Genomic DNA, 17347 nt, shown 5'->3' with positions numbered 1-17347 from the left:
ATTAAGCTCCTTTGTATGCATTAAGCAGCATGTCGTTGGTAACGCTTCCCTGATGCGCAATAACGCAGCCAGCAAGAATATCGTCGTCCAAATCAAGGTTAAACGTATTGGTTTCTGTGTCGAAAAACTCGTCCACAAGGTTATAAATATTATTGGCGTACATGTCGGTGGCAGCTCGCGCGACAAACTGACTCCAGTACCCGTCGCCAATCACATTAACGCCATTTACCTCAACGGTCTCTCCAGCGACCGAGCCTTCTACGTTACCGCCAGAGGTGGCCGCCATATCCACTACAACACTGCCTGGCTTCATTAGCGCTAAAGTGTCTTTTGAAATAAGCACAGGGGGTTTTCGGCCAAACAGTTGCGCCGTTGTAATCACAATATCTGAATCGGCAATAGCGTCACGCTGGGCGTCTTGCTGCTTGACTTTTTGTTCTTCGGTAAGCTCTTTGGCGTAACCGTCTTTCGTTTGGCCGGTTTCACCAATATCGATTTTAAGGAATTTACCACCAAGCGACTCAACCTGCTCTGCAACCACTTCGCGAGTGTCGTAGGCAAGCACATTAGCGCCAAGGCGTTTTGCTGTGGCAATAGCCTGCAGGCCTGCCACGCCAGCGCCAATGATAAATACTTTGGCGGGTTTAATAGTGCCCGATGGCGTCATCATCATAGGTAAGATAGAAGGAAGCAAACTTGCAGCCTGCATCACCATTACATAGCCCGCTAAACTCGCTTGAGAGCTTAACGCATCCATTTTTTGAGCACGGGAAGAACGCGGGATCATTTCAACTGAAATAGCCGTAAGGTGCTTGTCAGCAATCGACTCAACAAGCGGTTGTTGAAAGAAAGGGTCAAGATGACCAACCACAATGGCCCCTTTTTTCATCAACGCTAGCTGCGCTTCGCTTGGCTTGTTTACGGCCACCACCATATCTGCAGATGATACTGACTCATTCACATCACTAATGACAGAAACACCCATACCTTCATATTCTTTATCAGAGTAGCCAGAAAGTAGTCCTGCTCCGGCCTCAAGGATAATAGAAGCCCCTTTCTTTATTAGGCGCTGCGCGCTAGATGGCGTAACAGCACACCGCTTTTCCACTTTATTTAGCGAGTCTGGCGTTTTAGATTCATTTAAAACAACAACTTTCATACGCTTCTCCTTATTCTTAGGCACTTTGAGAATGACACTCTTTTTTCTCATTGAAACCATTTTATTCATTTATGCTGATTATTTTTTGACTAAATTAAACGCCCGTTTAAATTTTAATTGCGTGATAGCGCGCGAAAAAAGCTGTTCAATTTTCACCCTGGGCCTTAGTAAACATACGCCCTCAATATATTTATTACAAAAATTTTTAAGCTTAAATACATAATTATAATTTATATGAAATTCACTTATATTTTTTTTCATTTGTCAGGATTGTAATTAGTAAAAGGAGATTTAAAGTATGCAGGTTGTTTTTTGCACAGCCGTAAAGGTACAAAAAACGAACAGGACTTAGCAGTGCACCGAAAATTTCAACTCATTTATTAGGTAAAAAGGCGAGCCATATTTTTATCATTTCTTTTTTCCACATCTTTTTTACCAGAATGTGATCAGTTATTAGAAAAAAAACGTTTACCCATTGCGTGTAAGACTTCATATGATATTGAGCGTTTTACTCACTAAAAATATCACAACAAATACACCACCATCAGAGTACGCAGCCGATACGCTTTTTTTCAAAAAATGTGTTTATAAAAAATGTACCGTGCAGCGTGGGGAGAAAAATAGTGTTTGGGCTTTTTAAATCGAATCCGTCAAAGAAAATGCGGAAAGAATACGACCAGCTTTTAGAGCGAGCCATGCTTGCGCAAAGAAAGGGCGATATTAAAACGTATTCTATGCTTACTGCAGAATCTGAAGCACTGTGGAAGAAAATAGAGGAAGTTGAAAAACAGCAGTAGTTTTTGGCTTCTTCCAATATTTTTTCAATTTAATACTTCATATCGCATTGTAGTGCGTATACCCGTAAACTAACGCCCTCACTAAGTTCATTTACAAAAGGGCGCTGGCATTATGGCATTCCGTTTCTTTATAACGATGTTATACGGCATCGTTATCACATCTTCTTTTTTTCATCATAGTGCCCAGGCCATTGAAGCGGGCCAATACTACTATTTCATTTCTGAAAAATGCGAGCCACGCGGCCCACAAACGCCTGAAGAGCGTGGTGCAGTAACACCCGATGTGATGCTATTTGAAGTGGTACCTGCCGGCATTAGTGATTACTTTGTACACATGAACACCGATGCACTTGTGCATTACACCGAAGAGGGGCAAGAATACTTAACTCGTCTAGAGGAAGAACAGGCCTATACCGCCGGTGGTGACAATAGCGGCAGCAGCAATAATATTCATCATGATTTTATGTTGCAGCGAGAAGCGATAAGCCTTAAAGATCTCATCTCAACACTAAATAGTTTTTCTCAGCAGCAAACAGAGAAAGGGTATTACTATCGCACTATTTTGGCGCTAGGTGATGAAAGGGCGAGGTTTAAAGCCGTAACTCGAGTACGTTTAACAGAAAGCGGGGCGACTAACAGAATGCTGCTTTCCGACTACTCTACTAGCTACTATCGTCTTGATAAGACTGGGAATGCTAGTGCGACCCCATTCATTAGTGTTGATCACAATGCTTTAATGCGGAAAAATATCCATCAATACAACAGCCCCTTTAACGCGTATACAACAACTCACGTATGCGGAGAAAAATGGGAGTCGGAAATCTAAAAATGAAAGCGGGGAATTTAGTTATTCCGATACAGGGTTTTAATAATATGAAAACCAAAGCGGGTTTTTATGGGCCCATGTACTTTTAGCACTTCTTTTTTAAACACAACATCGTCAAATGCTTTGACCATTTGACCGCGACGAAATTCACCTAAATCACCGCCTCGCTTACCCGACGGGCACATTGAATGCTTTTTGGCTAGCGTGCCGAAATTTTTACCTTTTTTAAGCTGCTCTAAAATAGAGAGCGCCTCTTTTTCGGTTTTTACCAAAATGTGTACCGCGGCTGCTGTTGCCATATTACATCGCCTTAAATCTGAAATACGCAGTGTGAAATAGGCCGGTTAGGATACACGCTTTCGCTTTGTTATTCCTTTAGCTTTTTGGTTGTGTTAGCTCGCTACGCTGCTTCTCTTGGGATTCCCGTTTAAGTTTCTCGTTTAAGGTTCTCGTTTAAGGTTCTCGTTTAAGAATTTTGCTTTAGCATCCCACACTGATAAATCGCCTAACTTTTCTATTAGAAAATCGATAAACACCCGCACCTTTGCAGTAAGCACATTCGACCTTGGGTACACAAGCCAGATTGCCGCGCTATCGCTAATGCGGTAATCGGGTAACACTCTCACTAAGCTTCCCTCAGACAGCTCAGTGTGCACGTTCCACACTGAGCTCATACATATTCCAACACCTGCTTTTGCGGCGATACGCATGTTTGCGCCATCATCGCACACCACCCGCGGCTTTTCAGACGCCATTGGAAACGAGAATGTATGCCCTATTGCTTCGTTAACCAATACCCGTGGTTTAGCGTTGGCAAACATCACTATTTGATGGTTTGCCAAATCGGCTTCGGTTCGTGGAAAACCATGTTTTTCGATATATGAGGGAGAAGCACACATGATTCTGGTATCGTCTGCCAGTCTTCTACCTATCAAACTACTGTCTTCAACGGCATAGTTACGCAGCGCTAAATCAAACCCACCTTCAATGAGGCTCGCTTGAGTATCTGATAGCTTTAATTCAAGGTTAATCCCGGGGTATCTGTCGAGGAATTCAGGCAATATTGGGCTGATAAACAGCTGTGCAAAGCTGCTAGATGATGCAAACCTTAGCGTGCCTTGTACCGTAGCTTTACCGCGTCCGAACGCCGCATAAGCGGCATCTTCTTGGGCCACAATTTCTTTTGCATAGGGAAGAAACTCCGCGCCCTCGATGGATAACACTACCTTGCGGGTAGAGCGGTGGAACAAGTCGGCCTTTAGCTGCATTTCCAACTTTGACAAGCGAGCGCTGGCAACAGAAGGCGCGAGGCCTAGCCGCTTTCCTGCCTCGCTAATGTTTAACGTTTCTGCCGCTATCACAAATAAGCGAATGCCGTTGGTGTCCATTTCCTGTTCCTCTGACTTATTAAGTTATTATTCTGACAATTATATTCAAAACCAGAATTCTCATTTCTTTTATACGTCATTTATGCCCAATATCAATACTATTAAGCTACAACCATCAACAACAGAGACGACACGTAGCGCAGACTCATCAATGCCTGCACAACGGGTTTCAGTGATAAAAATACATTAGGAGATGAAGATGAAAGCAATGATTGTAAATCAATACGGAAGTGTGGATGCCTTTGAAGCCGCTGACATTCCAAAGCCGTCTATTAAAGACGGTCATATTTTAGTGAAGATTGCAGCAACCAGTATCAACACCGTTGACACTATGATTCGTCAAATGGGTGCCGACTTACCTTTATCACCTGCTGCGCCAGCACTGTTAGGAATGGACTTTGCGGGCACAATAGAAGAGATAGGCGAAGGCGTTACTGACTATAACGTTGGTGATGAAGTGTATGGCTGCGCAGGTGGTTTAGCTGACCTTCCTGGTACGCTTGCTGAATACATTGTCGCAGATGCCAACTTGCTCGCTCTTAAACCTAAAAATATATCGATGAAAGAAGCTGCGGCACTGCCATTGGTTGGCATAACCGCCTATGAGGGATTGCAGCGCGCCGGTATTAGCGCAGGGCAAAACGTGTTAGTACACGGTGGTTCAGGCGGTGTAGGCCATGTGGCACTTCAATTGGCGAAACACTACGGCGCAAACGTATTTTCAACCGGCGGCGGCGATACTCAACTATCGTTAATTGAAAGCTTAGGTGCTAGCCCTATCAATTACAAAACTGAGAGTGTAGAAAGCTACGTACAAAAGCACACTGATGGCGCCGGATTCGATATCGTCTTCGACTCAGTAGGCGGCGCTAACATGACCAACTCGTTTGAAGCGGCTGCGCTAAATGGTCAAGTTGCTACCACAGTGGCCATGACAGAGCTTGACCTCACCGCAGCCCATTTTAAAGGGCTATCGCTACACGTGGTATTCATGCTTATCCCTATGCTTCATAACTATCGCCGCGAGGCCCATGCTCGCATTCTTAGCGATTTAAGCAAAATTGTTGAGGCAGGCGGCGTGAAGCCCGTTGTAGACGACTCGGCGTTTACCTTACCTGAAGTAGGTAAAGCCCATGCGCTATTAGAAAGTGGCAAAGCGTTGGGCAAGGTTGTTGTTACTGTTTAACACACTGTTCATTAATAAGTAATACACCGCGTTAACTCATAGGGAGCTGCTAGTCAGCTCCCTTTGCTGTTTCAACTTTTAGCAGTTTTATTCAAACGGAGACATGTATGAACAATGCAACTCATCGAGCCAGTCTTGTATTAACCAGCTTTTTATTTACCGGCTTTCTACTAGCTGGCTCTTTACTTACTACCATAGCGTCATTTAACGCCACCGCAGAAAACCACGACAGTACATCTTCAGTAATATCCTCTGCAGAACTTCAATGGGGATATTTAAATCCGCTTCGTGGAGATAAAAGCCCGGCGGCAACAGATTTGTGGGGCGACAGAACCAAAAACCAAGCAACGGGTATACTGGTTAAGCTTAAAGAAGGGTTTTCATCGCCACCGCATATTCACAACATTACTTATAGAGGTATTGTTATTGAAGGGCTTCTTCATAATGATACGCCGTCTGCAGAACACATGTGGCTGCCTAGCTTATCTTTCTGGACTCAGCCTGCCGGTCACAATCACATTACTGCGGCAAACAGCAAAGCCAACCTTATTTATCTTGAAATAGATAGCGGCCCCTATCTTGTTAAGCCACCAGAAGCTGAGTTTGACACTAACGAAAGGCTGATAAACGTGCATGCGTCAAACCTCATTTGGCTAAATGAAAACGACTCAGAACTACTTAAAGGCGATGGCGTTGAAATAGCTCACCTTTGGCAGAAAAGCGACTTACCCGATACAAAAGACAAACCAAAAGGTTTTCTAGTTAAATTTGCTAAAGGCAAAAAAGGTCACATTTTCACTACGGCGAAAGATTTTAAGAGCGTTATTATAAAAGGAAAGGCCAACTATGATTCAAAGAACACCGACACAGCGGTAGTGCTTGAACCTGGCAGTTTCTTTAGCTCCAAAGGCTCGTTCTCACATAACATTAACGCCAGTGAAGAAACGGTTTTATACATTAGAGCCAACGATACCGTGTCGATTTTGGCGCATTCTGAACCGGAGTCTGAATAAAAGATAAAGCAATAAAAAAGCCTGCAAGCACACGAGTCTGACGACTGGTTTGCTTGCAGGCTTTTCCGCGTTTTAAGTTATGAGTTATGAGCGTACAAAAAACGTTTGTACGCCTCATTGTGCTTAAAACTACTCCTCAACAACAGAGTGCAGCGCTTCCATCACGTTTTGGCAGTTTACTGCATTAACTGCGAAATTATGTGGTGAAGCAAATTGCTGTGCGTCGTTATCGAAATACTTGCCTGACGAATACTGAAATTCATCAGATAGGGCTGCTTTACACAGTATTTGAGCGCCGATACTCAAGTCGTTACCCGCCACGCCGAACCCTTCTTTCACCATTTTAGACGCTAAAAGCGACCCTGGATTAACCGATACACTCACTTGCCCAGGCTTAAGTGTTTTAGACACCTGCTCACTCCATATCGTTAACGCTAACTTACTTTGCGCGTAAGCCTGAAAATCATCATTAAGATGAACTAGCCCTTTCATGGCATCGACTTGCACTGGTGCTTGTGCAGCAGAAGAGAGATTCACTATCCGGCCGTCTTCGCTTAATACTGGTAGTAGCAATTCAGTAATAATAGCTGGGGCAAAGATATTAACCACAAAGCGAGCATCAAAACCTTCTTGTGTTATAGGTTGAGGCAGCTTAAATACGCCAGCATTGTTAATAATCACGTCAATTCTTGAATGGTCTTTTAAAATTGAACGACCAAGCTTTCTACATTCACTTAACGTCGACAAATCGGCGAGGTACGTATCGATTGTCACATCAGGAGCATGTTGCTTCACTTGTTCGCAGGCACTTTGCAGTTTATGGTCGCTACGTCCATGCATGATCAGATGATTACCCTGTGCAGCCAGTAGTTTCGCAGTCTCTAATCCAATACCGTCTGTTGCGCCTGTTATTACTACTTTTTTCATTTTTTTAAATCCTCGTTGTTTGCCTAACCCGCTTTACACGTTGCCGATCGTATTCTTTCTTCATGAGCCACTTTCTAATGAGCTACTTTTTAATGAGCCGCTTTTAATAAGTCATTTTTTTAACGAGCCCGTCACTAAAGTTACGGGCTAAAACGGTGCATAGCTGTCTTGATGAAAGCTGGCTGTAGCAAAATCGTCATTAAGGGCCTTCGGCATTGACCAACGCGCCTTTGCATCTACAGGTTGAACATCGTCTTTCGGATTTGGCAAGCTGCCTTGTTTTCCGAAAAGCCAAAATACAAAGTTAGTGCGCTCTCCACTGGTGATAGGTAAAGCAGCATGAGGCACCGACCCTCTATGAATAATTGCGCTTCCAGGTGTAAACATTAGTTCGTTTGTGTGCCCAGTGCTAGCATCAAAAAAGTTTACGGCTGAGCCGGAAAACGATTCTGTTGGTAAATTTAAATTGATGTTTAAGGTAACCGAGGAGGCATCAGTATGAGGCCGAATAGACGTATCTGTACTTGGCTGATAATTAATTGAAAAGCCAAAGCTTTGGCTGTCATATCCAATAATTTCAGGAAACAACAAACGAGCGATGGGGCACATATACGCATCAATTAATTCACGATAAAACTGCTGAAAACTCGGGGCTGCTAAATGCCCTTCTGAGCGGGCATCGAGCATTGCACCTTTGCGGTTTAATACAATGCCGTAGGGCGGTCTCAACGGAATTTGCGCATCCCATGCTTTTTCCAAAAATGCTCTAAGCTTACCAAGCTGCTCTGGATTGAAGAATTGGCAGGTATACACGCCGGGCGCAACCTGCTGCCACAGCGATTTAACATCCAACTCTTTGGATGGGTCTTCCCATGCAGCGATAGCGGCCTGGCGCAAGCGAGCATCAAGTAATGAACTATTAAGAGAATTGCCGTCAACTTGTTCAGCCGCTTCCCACTCTTTCCAAGCATTGACGAGCAGCTCTTGGTTACCGCTCCAAAACTGCTGTACCGATTGCGTACGCTGAAGCATGGCTTCTCGTGAGGGTAACTTTAACGCTCGTGCCGCTTCTAAATGTTGGTATGCCATTGTTTGTCCTCAGTGTTCCTAATCAAAGCCGCAGACTAGTTGTTTGCGTAGCTTGGTTTGCTTAGCTTTGTTTACTCAGCTTTATTTACTTAGCTTTGTTTACTCAATAGCACACAGTTTAATACCTCCCTATTAATGTATAAACGACACATAAAAGGAATCAGTATTCTGGTTTTGAATATAATCTGTGCTTGTTTTGGGTTCGCTCTTCGATATCTCTTCGTGGATAAAGCAGCCTTTGCTAACCACACCCACTAATCCGGTTTACTTTGTGGCGCAAATTCCGCTAACGTAGAGTGGGATTAAAATGTGGACAATAAAAATAATGAAACGATTTTTTAAATGGATTGGTACAGGTTTACTGGTTGTTGTACTGCTTGGCGGCAGCTTCGCTGCTCACGAATGGTATGCAGATAAACCCTTTTACTTTAATAATTTTTTAAACAGAGAGATGGTAAAGGTAGCATTTGATAGCCCTGAAACCTTAACGTCGTTAGGCTTTTTAGAGTCTTTGGGTATTAAAGGTCATAATTCAGAACTCGACGATGCCAGCCCCGAGAAAGGCGAAGCCCTTTTTGATAAGGCCCGAGGCATTAGGCAAGTTATCGTCGATTACGATAATGAAGACCTGAGTAAAGACGAGCTACTTTCTAAAAAAATTACTCTTTATTTGCTGGATTATTTAATTGGCAACGAGCCATTTCAATATCACACCTATCCTGTAAACCAATTATTTGGTGTGCAAAACGGCTTTCCAAGCTTCATGCAGGGTCAACATCAAATTAATGATGCAACCGATGTTGAAAATTACCTAAGTCGCTTAGGCGCGGTAGATGAAAAGTTTGCCCAAGTACTTGAAGGGCTAAAACTGCGTGAGGAAAAAGGCATTATTCCTCCCCAATTTGTTATTACTCGCGTGCTCGATGAAATGAACGGCTTTGTTGCTTCGCCGCTTAACGAGAACATTTTGTATAGCTCGTTAAAAGAGAAAATGGCTGATGTAGAAACACTGTCGCAAGAACAGCAGGATGAGTTCTTGGCTAAAGCCAAAGCGCGCATTAACGATGATGTAAATCGCGCTTATCAGCTATTTATCGACTACTTCACAACACTACAGGCAAAAGCAGGTAACGATCACGGTTATTGGCACTTACCTGATGGCGATAAGGTATACGCCAACGCACTTCGCTTTTTCACTACCACCGACATGACCGCAGACGAAATTCACAATATCGGCTTAAAAGAAGTTGCTCGAATTCAAGGCGAAATGATGACAATTCTTGAAGGCGAAGGCTACGACGTAACATTAGGGTTTACAAAAGCAATGGATGCCCTTGCAGCAGACCCTTCTCATTACTATGAAGACAGTGATGCTGGCCGTGAACAAATACTCAAAGACTATCAAACCATTCTTGATGAAATTGAAGAAGGTATGAGCGAGGTTTTCCGTATTCGTCCCGAAGCTGGCATGGAAGTAGTGCGCATTCCTGAGTTTAAGGAAAAAACTGCACCTGGTGCGTACTATCAGCAGCCAGCCATTGACGGTTCAAGACCGGGCCGCTTTTTCGCAAACCTTTACGATATAAAGGCTACACCTAAGTACAGTATGCGAACACTGGCCTACCACGAAGGTATTCCGGGCCACCATTTCCAAATAGCGCTAGCAATGGAAATGGAGGGCATGCCGTTTATTCGAAAAATGTCGCCATTCACTGCCTACACAGAAGGATGGGCGCTGTACTCAGAGTATTTAGCGTGGGAGATGGGCTTTCAAGACAATCCACTGGACAACCTTGGTCGACTTCAGGCGGAATTGTTTAGAGCGGTACGCTTAGTGGTAGATACTGGAATTCACCAAAAACGCTGGGCGCGAGAAGAAGCCATCGACTACATGGCAAGTAACACAGGTATGGCATTAAGCGATGTTACCTCGGAAATTGAACGTTATATTGTAATGCCAGGCCAAGCGACATCATACAAAGTAGGCATGCTTAAAATTTTGGAACTGCGAGAAAAAGCGAAAACTGCCTTGGGCGATAAGTTCGACCTAAGAGACTTTCATGATGTGGTACTGAAAAATGGCGCAGTGCCTCTGGCAATCCTCGAGGAATTAATCGACGCTTACATTAAAGAGAAGCAGGCGTAGAAAGCAAAGCCAAAACTGAAAGGCCAGACATGAAAAAGGCGCTAACTTCAAGAAGTAGCGCCTTTTCTTTAAGCGTTAAGCTTAGGGGATGATTTACATCATGCCGCCCATTCCGCCCATGCCGCCCATATCAGGCATTGCAGGAGCTGCTTCGTCTTTAGGTAGCTCAGCAACCATCGCTTCAGTAGTAATCATAAGTGAAGCAATTGATGCTGCAAACTGTAGTGCAGAACGCGTTACTTTAGTTGGGTCAAGAATACCCATCTCTAGCATGTCGCCGTAGGTGTCGTTGCCAGCGTTGTAACCGTAGTTACCTTCGCCGCCTTTAACAGCGTTAACAACAACAGATGCTTCTGCACCGGCATTGCTCGCGATTTGACGTAGAGGCGATTCCATTGCACGTAGCGCAAGTTTAATACCTACAGTTTGGTCTTCGTTGTCACCCGTTAGGTCAGCAAGCTTAGCCGCTGCACGAACTAGAGCAACACCACCACCAGGTACTACGCCTTCTTCAACCGCTGCACGCGTTGCGTGTAGAGCATCTTCAACGCGGTCTTTTTTCTCTTTCATTTCTACTTCAGTTGCTGCACCAACTTTAATTACTGCAACACCACCAGAAAGCTTAGCTAAACGCTCTTGAAGCTTTTCTTTGTCGTAGTCAGATGAAGAGTCTTCAATTTGACCTTTAATTTGTGCACAACGACCTTCAATCGCTTCTTCGTCGCCGTTACCATCAACAATAGTCGTGTTGTCTTTGTTGATAACTACGCGCTTCGCTGTACCAAGGTCTTCTAGCTGCACTTTTTCAAGGTCTAGACCAATCTCTTCAGAGATTACTGTACCGCCTGTAAGTACCGCGATGTCTTGAAGCATTGCTTTACGACGGTCGCCGAAACCAGGTGCTTTAACCGCAGCCACTTTCACGATACCGCGCATGTTGTTTACAACTAATGTTGCTAGCGCTTCGCCTTCAACATCTTCAGCCATAATAAGTAGTGGCTTACCAGCTTTCGCTACGCCTTCAAGCGTTGGAAGCAATTCACGGATGTTAGAAATTTTCTTATCTACTAACAAGATGAATGGGCTATCTAGTTCAACAGTTCCGTTTTCTTGGTTGTTGATGAAGTAAGGAGATAGGTAACCACGGTCGAACTGCATACCTTCAACAACATCTAGTTCGTTTTGAAGTGCTTGACCTTCTTCTACAGTGATAACACCTTCTTTACCTACTTTTTCCATTGCTTGTGCAATGATGTCACCCACTTCTGCGTCTGAGTTAGCTGAGATAGTACCAACTTGTGCGATAGACTTGCTGTCTGCACAATCTGTAGAAAGTGCTTTAAGCTCAGCAACCGCTGCGATAACAGCTTTATCGATACCGCGCTTAAGATCCATTGGGTTCATACCCGCAGCAACAGACTTGTGACCTTCAGTAACGATAGCTTGTGCAAGCACAGTAGCAGTAGTTGTACCGTCACCCGCTTCATCGTTCGCTTTAGAGGCTACCTCTTTCACCATCTGTGCGCCCATGTTCTCAAACTTGTCTTCAAGTTCGATTTCTTTCGCTACAGATACACCATCTTTAGTAATGGTAGGTGCGCCGAAAGACTTGTCTAAAACAACGTTACGGCCTTTAGGACCAAGCGTTACTTTTACTGCATTTGCTAGCGTGTTTACGCCTTTAAGCATTTTTGTGCGAGCGTCGTCACCAAAACGTACTTCTTTAGCTGCCATGATTCAATTCCTCTCTAATTCGGTTAAACGTTAGTCGTTATTACTCAACAATCGCTAGGATGTCGCTTTCGCTAAGGATCAAAACTTCCTCACCATCCAGCTTTTCTGTTTTAACGCCGTAACCGTCACTGAAAATAACGGTGTCGCCAACTTTTACGTCTAGCGCTTTAATATCACCATTCTCAAGTATGCGACCATTACCCACAGCGATGACTTCACCGCGAGTTGATTTTTCTGCTGCAGAACCAGTCAGAACGATACCGCCTGCAGATTTACTTTCTTGCTCTGCGCGTTTAATTATTACGCGGTCGTGTAAAGGACGAATTGCCATTTTCAAGTCTCCTGAAAATTCCACTATTCAAAATTAAAGAATATTCAACATTCACTGTTTTGAATGTTGATTGCCTGGAACGCTCATTGCTGAGCAGTTAAAATGTTATCTGCACGGATAAATGGGGCAGTACCCAAACAAGTTCAAGTGTTTTTCCACAAAAAAATGTAAAAAAATTGATTTTTTTGCGAAATACATGTGTTTGGGGGGATTAGTTAGAGGATGAGACGGCTCAGCATCAAATCAAAACCTACTCGCTAGCGGTATGGAGTAGGTTTACTTCAAACGCTTGTCTTCGTCGTTTTGCGTATTGTCCGTATATTCACCTTCAATCACATCGTCTTTGTTTTTCGCTGATGTATTAAATGGCGAATCAGTATCTCCAAAAGGGTCGCTGCCAAATGGGCTTTGTTGCCGGTTTGTATTGAAGCCGCTTGCACCTGGCCCAGCACCACCAGCTCCTGCACCGGGCATAACAACGCGCATTTTCATGTGCTTGCTCACCTGCGCAGCAAGTAAATGTCGCGTTCCGGGTAATACAAACATGAAACCTAATATGTCGGTGATAAACCCTGGGGTCACTAATAATACGCCAGCCACCACTAGCATTAACCCTTCAACAAGCTCTTTTCCCGGCATTTCGTTGCGCTGCATTTTTGCCTGCGCGGTTTGAAGGGTACTTATCCCCTCACGCTTTACAAAATAAGAGCCAATGAAAGCGGTAAGAATAACAATCCCTATTGTGTTCCAACCACCGATAATGCTGCCAACATTAACCAGTAAGGCGATTTCTAAAATAGGAAGTACGGCAAATAAAATGAATAAAACCCGCAAGGTGAGTCCTCTTTAAACAGTCGATTAAGTGATATATGGGTGTTGAGCCCAAAAGCAATCAAAGGTTCGTTTGCTTTCGGTTAAATACAGGTTCAATACGACCGATAACTAAAGCCATCACAAGCTATTTCGAGTCGGGACAACCTTTGTTGAAATAGGCATGCAGCGTTTACGTAGATAGTCTTACCCTTATTTACGGTGAAGTATGTCTAAACCTAACCCCTATTTTGGTATAGTTAAGCACTTTTTGTAAGGTCGGCGTGTATAAACGCTAGTAAAAGTACGGAATCAGTACTAATTCATTATTAAGCTAATACTTGGCCAATACAAAGAAAACATCGAGCACATTAGCAATTGCGCTGACTTTACTGGCAGTGGCTTAAAATAAGCAATTTAGAACTCATAATAGAAGTTGAAGTTATTAATATGATTAATGCCCTACTAAACCGAGTGTCAACATTATTTCTGCCCCGTCGAACGTGTGCTTTTACCACAATGGTATTTTCAATTTTTCTTCTTTTAGTGAACGCGTTATCAGTAACCGCCGCTGCGCAATCACAATTCCCCAACAGCTTAGACAACGCATTCTCACAAGAGCCCGAGTTTTTAGACGTTGAGCAGGCGTTTGCCTTCGACTTCAATCAGAAAGACAGCACGCTAACGCTAACATTTGCGATAGCAGATGGTTATTACCTGTATAAAAAGCAGTTTAAGTACGTCGCTAAAGAGGCCGCAATAGGCGAAGCTATCTACCCAAAAGGGGTAATAATTGAAGATGAGTTTTACGGTAAGTCGGAAGTTTTTTATAACAGCGTCAGCATAACGCTTCCCCTAGAAGAGGCCTCTTCTGATGGCGTGGTAAAAGTGCGTTATCAAGGCTGTGCCGATGCCGGGCTTTGCTATCCACCCACTGTAAAAGTCGTTTATCTCAATGAAATCGTTAGTGGCGGGAAAGTATCAGCTCAAAATGGCGTTTTAGCACCAGAGAGTGAACAGTTCTCCCTTGCCAATAAGTTAATCAATAAAGAAAACCTCCCTCTTACCCTGCTGTTATTTTTTATCTTAGGTATCGGCCTTGCGTTTACCCCTTGTGTATTCCCTATGTACCCCATTGTGTCAGGCATTGTTATTGGTCAGGGTAATACAAAAAGCCTCTCTCATTCTTTTTGGCTTACCTTTGTTTACGTACAAGGCATGGCAATTACCTACTCTCTACTTGGATTGGTTGTGGCAGTAGCGGGGGCGCAATTTCAAGCGGCACTTCAGCACCCTATTGTGTTAGGTGTTTTCATTGCTTTATTTGCCACGTTAGCCGTGGCACTGTTTGGCGGTTTTGAAATACAACTGCCTGCAAAGTGGCAAGAAAGGCTCACCTCAGCAAGCAACAGTCAAACCCCCGGCAGCTTTGCAGGCGTATTTATTATGGGCGTGCTGTCGGGGCTCATTGCCTCGCCGTGCACCACTGCGCCACTTACCGGCATATTGCTATTTATCGCACAAACGGGGGATATGACCCTTGGATTTATTTCCCTCTATTTACTGAGTATTGGTATGGGCATACCGCTGATCCTATTTGGCGTTACAGGCGGAAAACTGCTGCCTAAAGCGGGGAACTGGATGAACGTCGTTAAGGTAACATTCGGCTTCATGATGCTGGCCGTCGCCATAGTATTTGTAGAGCGGTTGTGGAACAGCTTGTATTCAGACTTTTTGTGGGCAGCACTAGGCTTCGGTTTATTTGGGTACTATTGGAAGTTAAATCGCGCGACGCCTAATAGCAAAATAAAGCTATTACGGGCCATGTTGGTCGCGGCAGGCGTTATGGGAAGTGCAGGCATTACTTATCAAACCGGCGAAAACGTTGGGCTTTGGGGTGAAAAAGTGAGTCATCCTGAATTTATTAAGGCAAGAGATTTTACCGATTTACAGCAGAAGATAGCAAAGGCTAACGACAACGGCCAAACGGTAATGGTAGACCTTTACGCCGACTGGTGTGTTGCGTGTAAAGAGTTCGAGAAATACACCTTTCCAGATCAAAACGTGGTTAACGCGCTGAGCAATACCGTATGGATGCAGATGGACCTTACCGACAACACGCCCGAGCGTCAGGAAGTGTTTGATAAGTTTGAGGTGCTTGGCTTACCCACTATTTTATTTTTCGATAATAACGGTGAAGAGTTGAGACAGTCACGGGTAACTGGGTTTATGAAAGCAGACGCCTTTGCAACGCACATTAGCAATGCGCTTGCTGACAGCGCCGCTGCAGATAATGCCCGCGACGAGTAGCATCATCACTCTGCGGCGTGGACTGCATAAGTGGCAGCGTAAGTGGTTACATAAAAAACCTGCGAATGGTCGCTTACGCGCACTACTTGTTGGAGCGTTGGTTGCTTGGGCTTTATTTATTTGGGCATTGCCACTTCAGGCATCAGCAACTCACGCCTTATCCACACAGCGAGAGGGTTGCTTTGATGAGCGCCGCTTTTGCTTTTTGTTAAGTGAAAAAGACGACACCAGCGGTAGTTATGTCATACGCGTTCAGCGTTACATCGATTTACCCGTAGCCTTAACGCTGTATTCAACAGACCTAGGTTATACAGCCCATGCCAACGCTTTTTTAGCTAATAACGATCCTATTGTTTTAGGAGAGACCCAGTCACCATCTCGCTTTTTCTCCACCATGCGCGTGAAATGGACAGTAGGTAATATTAGTGCCGCTCACAATAGTGAATATCGTTATGCGTCTCCGTTACAACCTCAACAAAACTACCCTATTGTGCAGGGCGTTAACGGAAAGTTTAGTCACTTCGGTGCATCTAAATATGCTCTGGATTTTGGTGCTAGTGAAGGCACACCGGTGCTTGCGGCGCGAGGGGGTATTGTTATAGATACCAAGCGCAATGGGAAAAAAGGCGGACCTACTCCAGAGTTCGCGAAACATGCAAATTACGTTGCCATTTTGCATGACGATGGAACCACCGGTGAATATTATCACCTCAGATATGAAGGTGTTGTAGTAAAACGAGAGCAACGAATTACCCAAGGGCAACTTATCGGGTACACCGGAAATACCGGCTTTTCGTCTCTTCCCCACCTGCATTTCGGCGTATACGTGGCAAAATTTCACGGTCGCTATCAAAGCGTACCGTTTTCACTACAGAACCCCCCGACTTTAGCTTACAGCTCATCAGAAAATCGCTGAAAGCCACGCATGGCAGGTGATACACCGCTTAAAAAAAGCAACGTTTCATTAACAATAAAAAAAACCAAAGCACGTTTGTGTAGCGAAAACTTTGCGTCGAAAACACCTGATTAGACCAGTATTTTGCTGCTAAATCTTTCTCTATCTCTATAATCAACATATAAATTTAAAAACGGAACCGGTTATTGGCTTTTTTTCGTGCAACTGACGGCAAACTTTGTTGAAATAACGAATACCACGACAGTTACACGAAGATAGTAGCAAATTAGATGAATATTTTGTTATTAAATGGCCCTAACTTAAATATGTTAGGCCAAAGAGAACCCGACAAGTATGGCACGCAAACTTTGCAAGACATCATTGATGACTTGCAGGCTCAAGCTGCCTCCAGCGATGTGACGCTTTCGCATTTTCAGTCTAACGCTGAACATGCACTTATTGAGCGCATACATGACGCTATGGGTAATACAGATGCCATCATCATTAACCCTGCTGCATTCACGCACACAAGTGTGGCCATTCGCGACGCGCTTTTGAGTGTGAGCATTCCGTTTATCGAAGTTCACTTGTCGAATGTTCACGCTCGTGAACCTTTTCGTCATCATTCCTATTTTTCTGATGTTGCAGCTGGTGTCATTGTTGGCCTTGGCCCCATGGGTTATTCCCTTGCACTAACCGCAGCAATCAATTTACCGAAATCGCAAAAATAACGCAG

At 44.1% G+C, this 17347-nt stretch carries 16 protein-coding genes; 8 read left to right on the top strand and 8 right to left on the bottom strand.

The window, feature by feature from the left end:
- Window position 1: 1 nt before the first annotated feature.
- On the bottom strand, window positions 2-1159 hold the full coding sequence (locus V7R39_RS11555) for an NAD(P) transhydrogenase subunit alpha (RefSeq protein WP_334030804.1): 1158 nt from the start codon (window positions 1157-1159) through the stop codon (window positions 2-4).
- A 623-nt stretch (window positions 1160-1782) separates the two neighbouring features.
- Between V7R39_RS11555 and V7R39_RS11550 the strand changes: the two genes are divergently transcribed.
- Both V7R39_RS11550 and V7R39_RS11545 read left to right on the top strand, forming a co-directional pair.
- A complete protein-coding gene (locus V7R39_RS11550; RefSeq protein ID WP_334030803.1) occupies window positions 1783-1956 on the top strand; it encodes a DUF6435 family protein in 174 nt (57 codons plus the stop codon).
- A gap of 112 nt (window positions 1957-2068) precedes the next feature.
- The gene (locus V7R39_RS11545; RefSeq protein ID WP_334030801.1) at window positions 2069-2782 is read left to right on the top strand and encodes a hypothetical protein; all 714 of its coding nucleotides are present in this window, start codon (window positions 2069-2071) and stop codon (window positions 2780-2782) included.
- 17 nt (window positions 2783-2799) lie between these two features.
- On the opposite strand, the gene ppiC is transcribed toward V7R39_RS11545, so the two are convergent.
- The gene (gene ppiC / locus V7R39_RS11540) at window positions 2800-3081 is read right to left on the bottom strand and encodes a peptidylprolyl isomerase PpiC (RefSeq protein WP_334030800.1); all 282 of its coding nucleotides are present in this window, start codon (window positions 3079-3081) and stop codon (window positions 2800-2802) included.
- A 141-nt stretch (window positions 3082-3222) separates the two neighbouring features.
- Complete coding sequence (locus V7R39_RS11535) at window positions 3223-4170, bottom strand: LysR family transcriptional regulator (RefSeq protein ID WP_334030799.1); 948 nt, start codon at window positions 4168-4170, stop codon at window positions 3223-3225.
- Between the two features lie 199 nt (window positions 4171-4369).
- Between V7R39_RS11535 and V7R39_RS11530 the strand changes: the two genes are divergently transcribed.
- Both V7R39_RS11530 and V7R39_RS11525 read left to right on the top strand, forming a co-directional pair.
- A complete protein-coding gene (locus V7R39_RS11530) occupies window positions 4370-5356 on the top strand; it encodes a zinc-dependent alcohol dehydrogenase family protein (RefSeq protein ID WP_334030798.1) in 987 nt (328 codons plus the stop codon).
- A gap of 107 nt (window positions 5357-5463) precedes the next feature.
- Window positions 5464-6369, top strand: a complete 906-nt coding sequence (locus tag V7R39_RS11525) for a DUF4437 domain-containing protein (RefSeq protein WP_334030797.1) — start codon at window positions 5464-5466, stop codon at window positions 6367-6369.
- A 129-nt stretch (window positions 6370-6498) separates the two neighbouring features.
- Here V7R39_RS11525 and V7R39_RS11520 read toward each other — a convergent pair whose 3' ends face one another.
- Both V7R39_RS11520 and V7R39_RS11515 read right to left on the bottom strand, forming a co-directional pair.
- The gene (locus V7R39_RS11520; protein ID WP_334030795.1) at window positions 6499-7296 is read right to left on the bottom strand and encodes an SDR family NAD(P)-dependent oxidoreductase; all 798 of its coding nucleotides are present in this window, start codon (window positions 7294-7296) and stop codon (window positions 6499-6501) included.
- Between the two features lie 147 nt (window positions 7297-7443).
- Window positions 7444-8385 (bottom strand): 2OG-Fe(II) oxygenase family protein, encoded by a 942-nt coding sequence (locus tag V7R39_RS11515; protein WP_334030794.1) that lies wholly within the window; start codon window positions 8383-8385, stop codon window positions 7444-7446.
- A gap of 325 nt (window positions 8386-8710) precedes the next feature.
- Between V7R39_RS11515 and V7R39_RS11510 the strand changes: the two genes are divergently transcribed.
- On the top strand, window positions 8711-10531 hold the full coding sequence (locus V7R39_RS11510) for a DUF885 domain-containing protein (RefSeq protein ID WP_334030793.1): 1821 nt from the start codon (window positions 8711-8713) through the stop codon (window positions 10529-10531).
- A gap of 93 nt (window positions 10532-10624) precedes the next feature.
- On the opposite strand, the gene groL is transcribed toward V7R39_RS11510, so the two are convergent.
- The 3 genes from groL to V7R39_RS11495 form a co-directional block, all read right to left on the bottom strand.
- Entirely contained in the window at window positions 10625-12265 is a 1641-nt protein-coding gene (gene groL, locus V7R39_RS11505; RefSeq protein WP_032097616.1) for a chaperonin GroEL, read from the bottom strand.
- Window positions 12266-12305: 40 nt separating this feature from the next.
- Window positions 12306-12596, bottom strand: coding sequence for a co-chaperone GroES (locus tag V7R39_RS11500; RefSeq protein WP_163105968.1), 291 nt, complete (start codon window positions 12594-12596; stop codon window positions 12306-12308).
- Window positions 12597-12872: 276 nt separating this feature from the next.
- Complete coding sequence (locus tag V7R39_RS11495; RefSeq protein ID WP_334030791.1) at window positions 12873-13430, bottom strand: FxsA family protein; 558 nt, start codon at window positions 13428-13430, stop codon at window positions 12873-12875.
- A gap of 495 nt (window positions 13431-13925) precedes the next feature.
- Here V7R39_RS11495 and V7R39_RS11490 point away from each other — a divergent pair, with 495 nt between their 5' ends.
- From V7R39_RS11490 to aroQ, 3 genes are all read left to right on the top strand, one after another.
- Entirely contained in the window at window positions 13926-15716 is a 1791-nt protein-coding gene (locus V7R39_RS11490) for a protein-disulfide reductase DsbD (RefSeq protein WP_334030894.1), read from the top strand.
- A complete protein-coding gene (locus V7R39_RS11485; protein WP_334030790.1) occupies window positions 15652-16632 on the top strand; it encodes a M23 family metallopeptidase in 981 nt (326 codons plus the stop codon). Before V7R39_RS11490 ends, V7R39_RS11485 begins: the two co-directional genes overlap by 65 nt.
- 269 nt (window positions 16633-16901) lie before the next feature.
- Window positions 16902-17342: a type II 3-dehydroquinate dehydratase gene (aroQ, locus tag V7R39_RS11480; protein WP_334030789.1), complete on the top strand. Its 441-nt coding sequence runs from the start codon at window positions 16902-16904 to the stop codon at window positions 17340-17342.
- Window positions 17343-17347 lie beyond the last annotated feature (5 nt).

The sequence above is a fragment of the Alteromonas sp. P256 genome, assembly GCF_036864455.1.
Classification (GTDB): Bacteria; Pseudomonadota; Gammaproteobacteria; order Enterobacterales; family Alteromonadaceae; genus Alteromonas.
The sequence above is the reverse complement of the archived record's forward strand: the minus strand, read 5'-3'. Positions and strand labels throughout refer to the sequence as shown.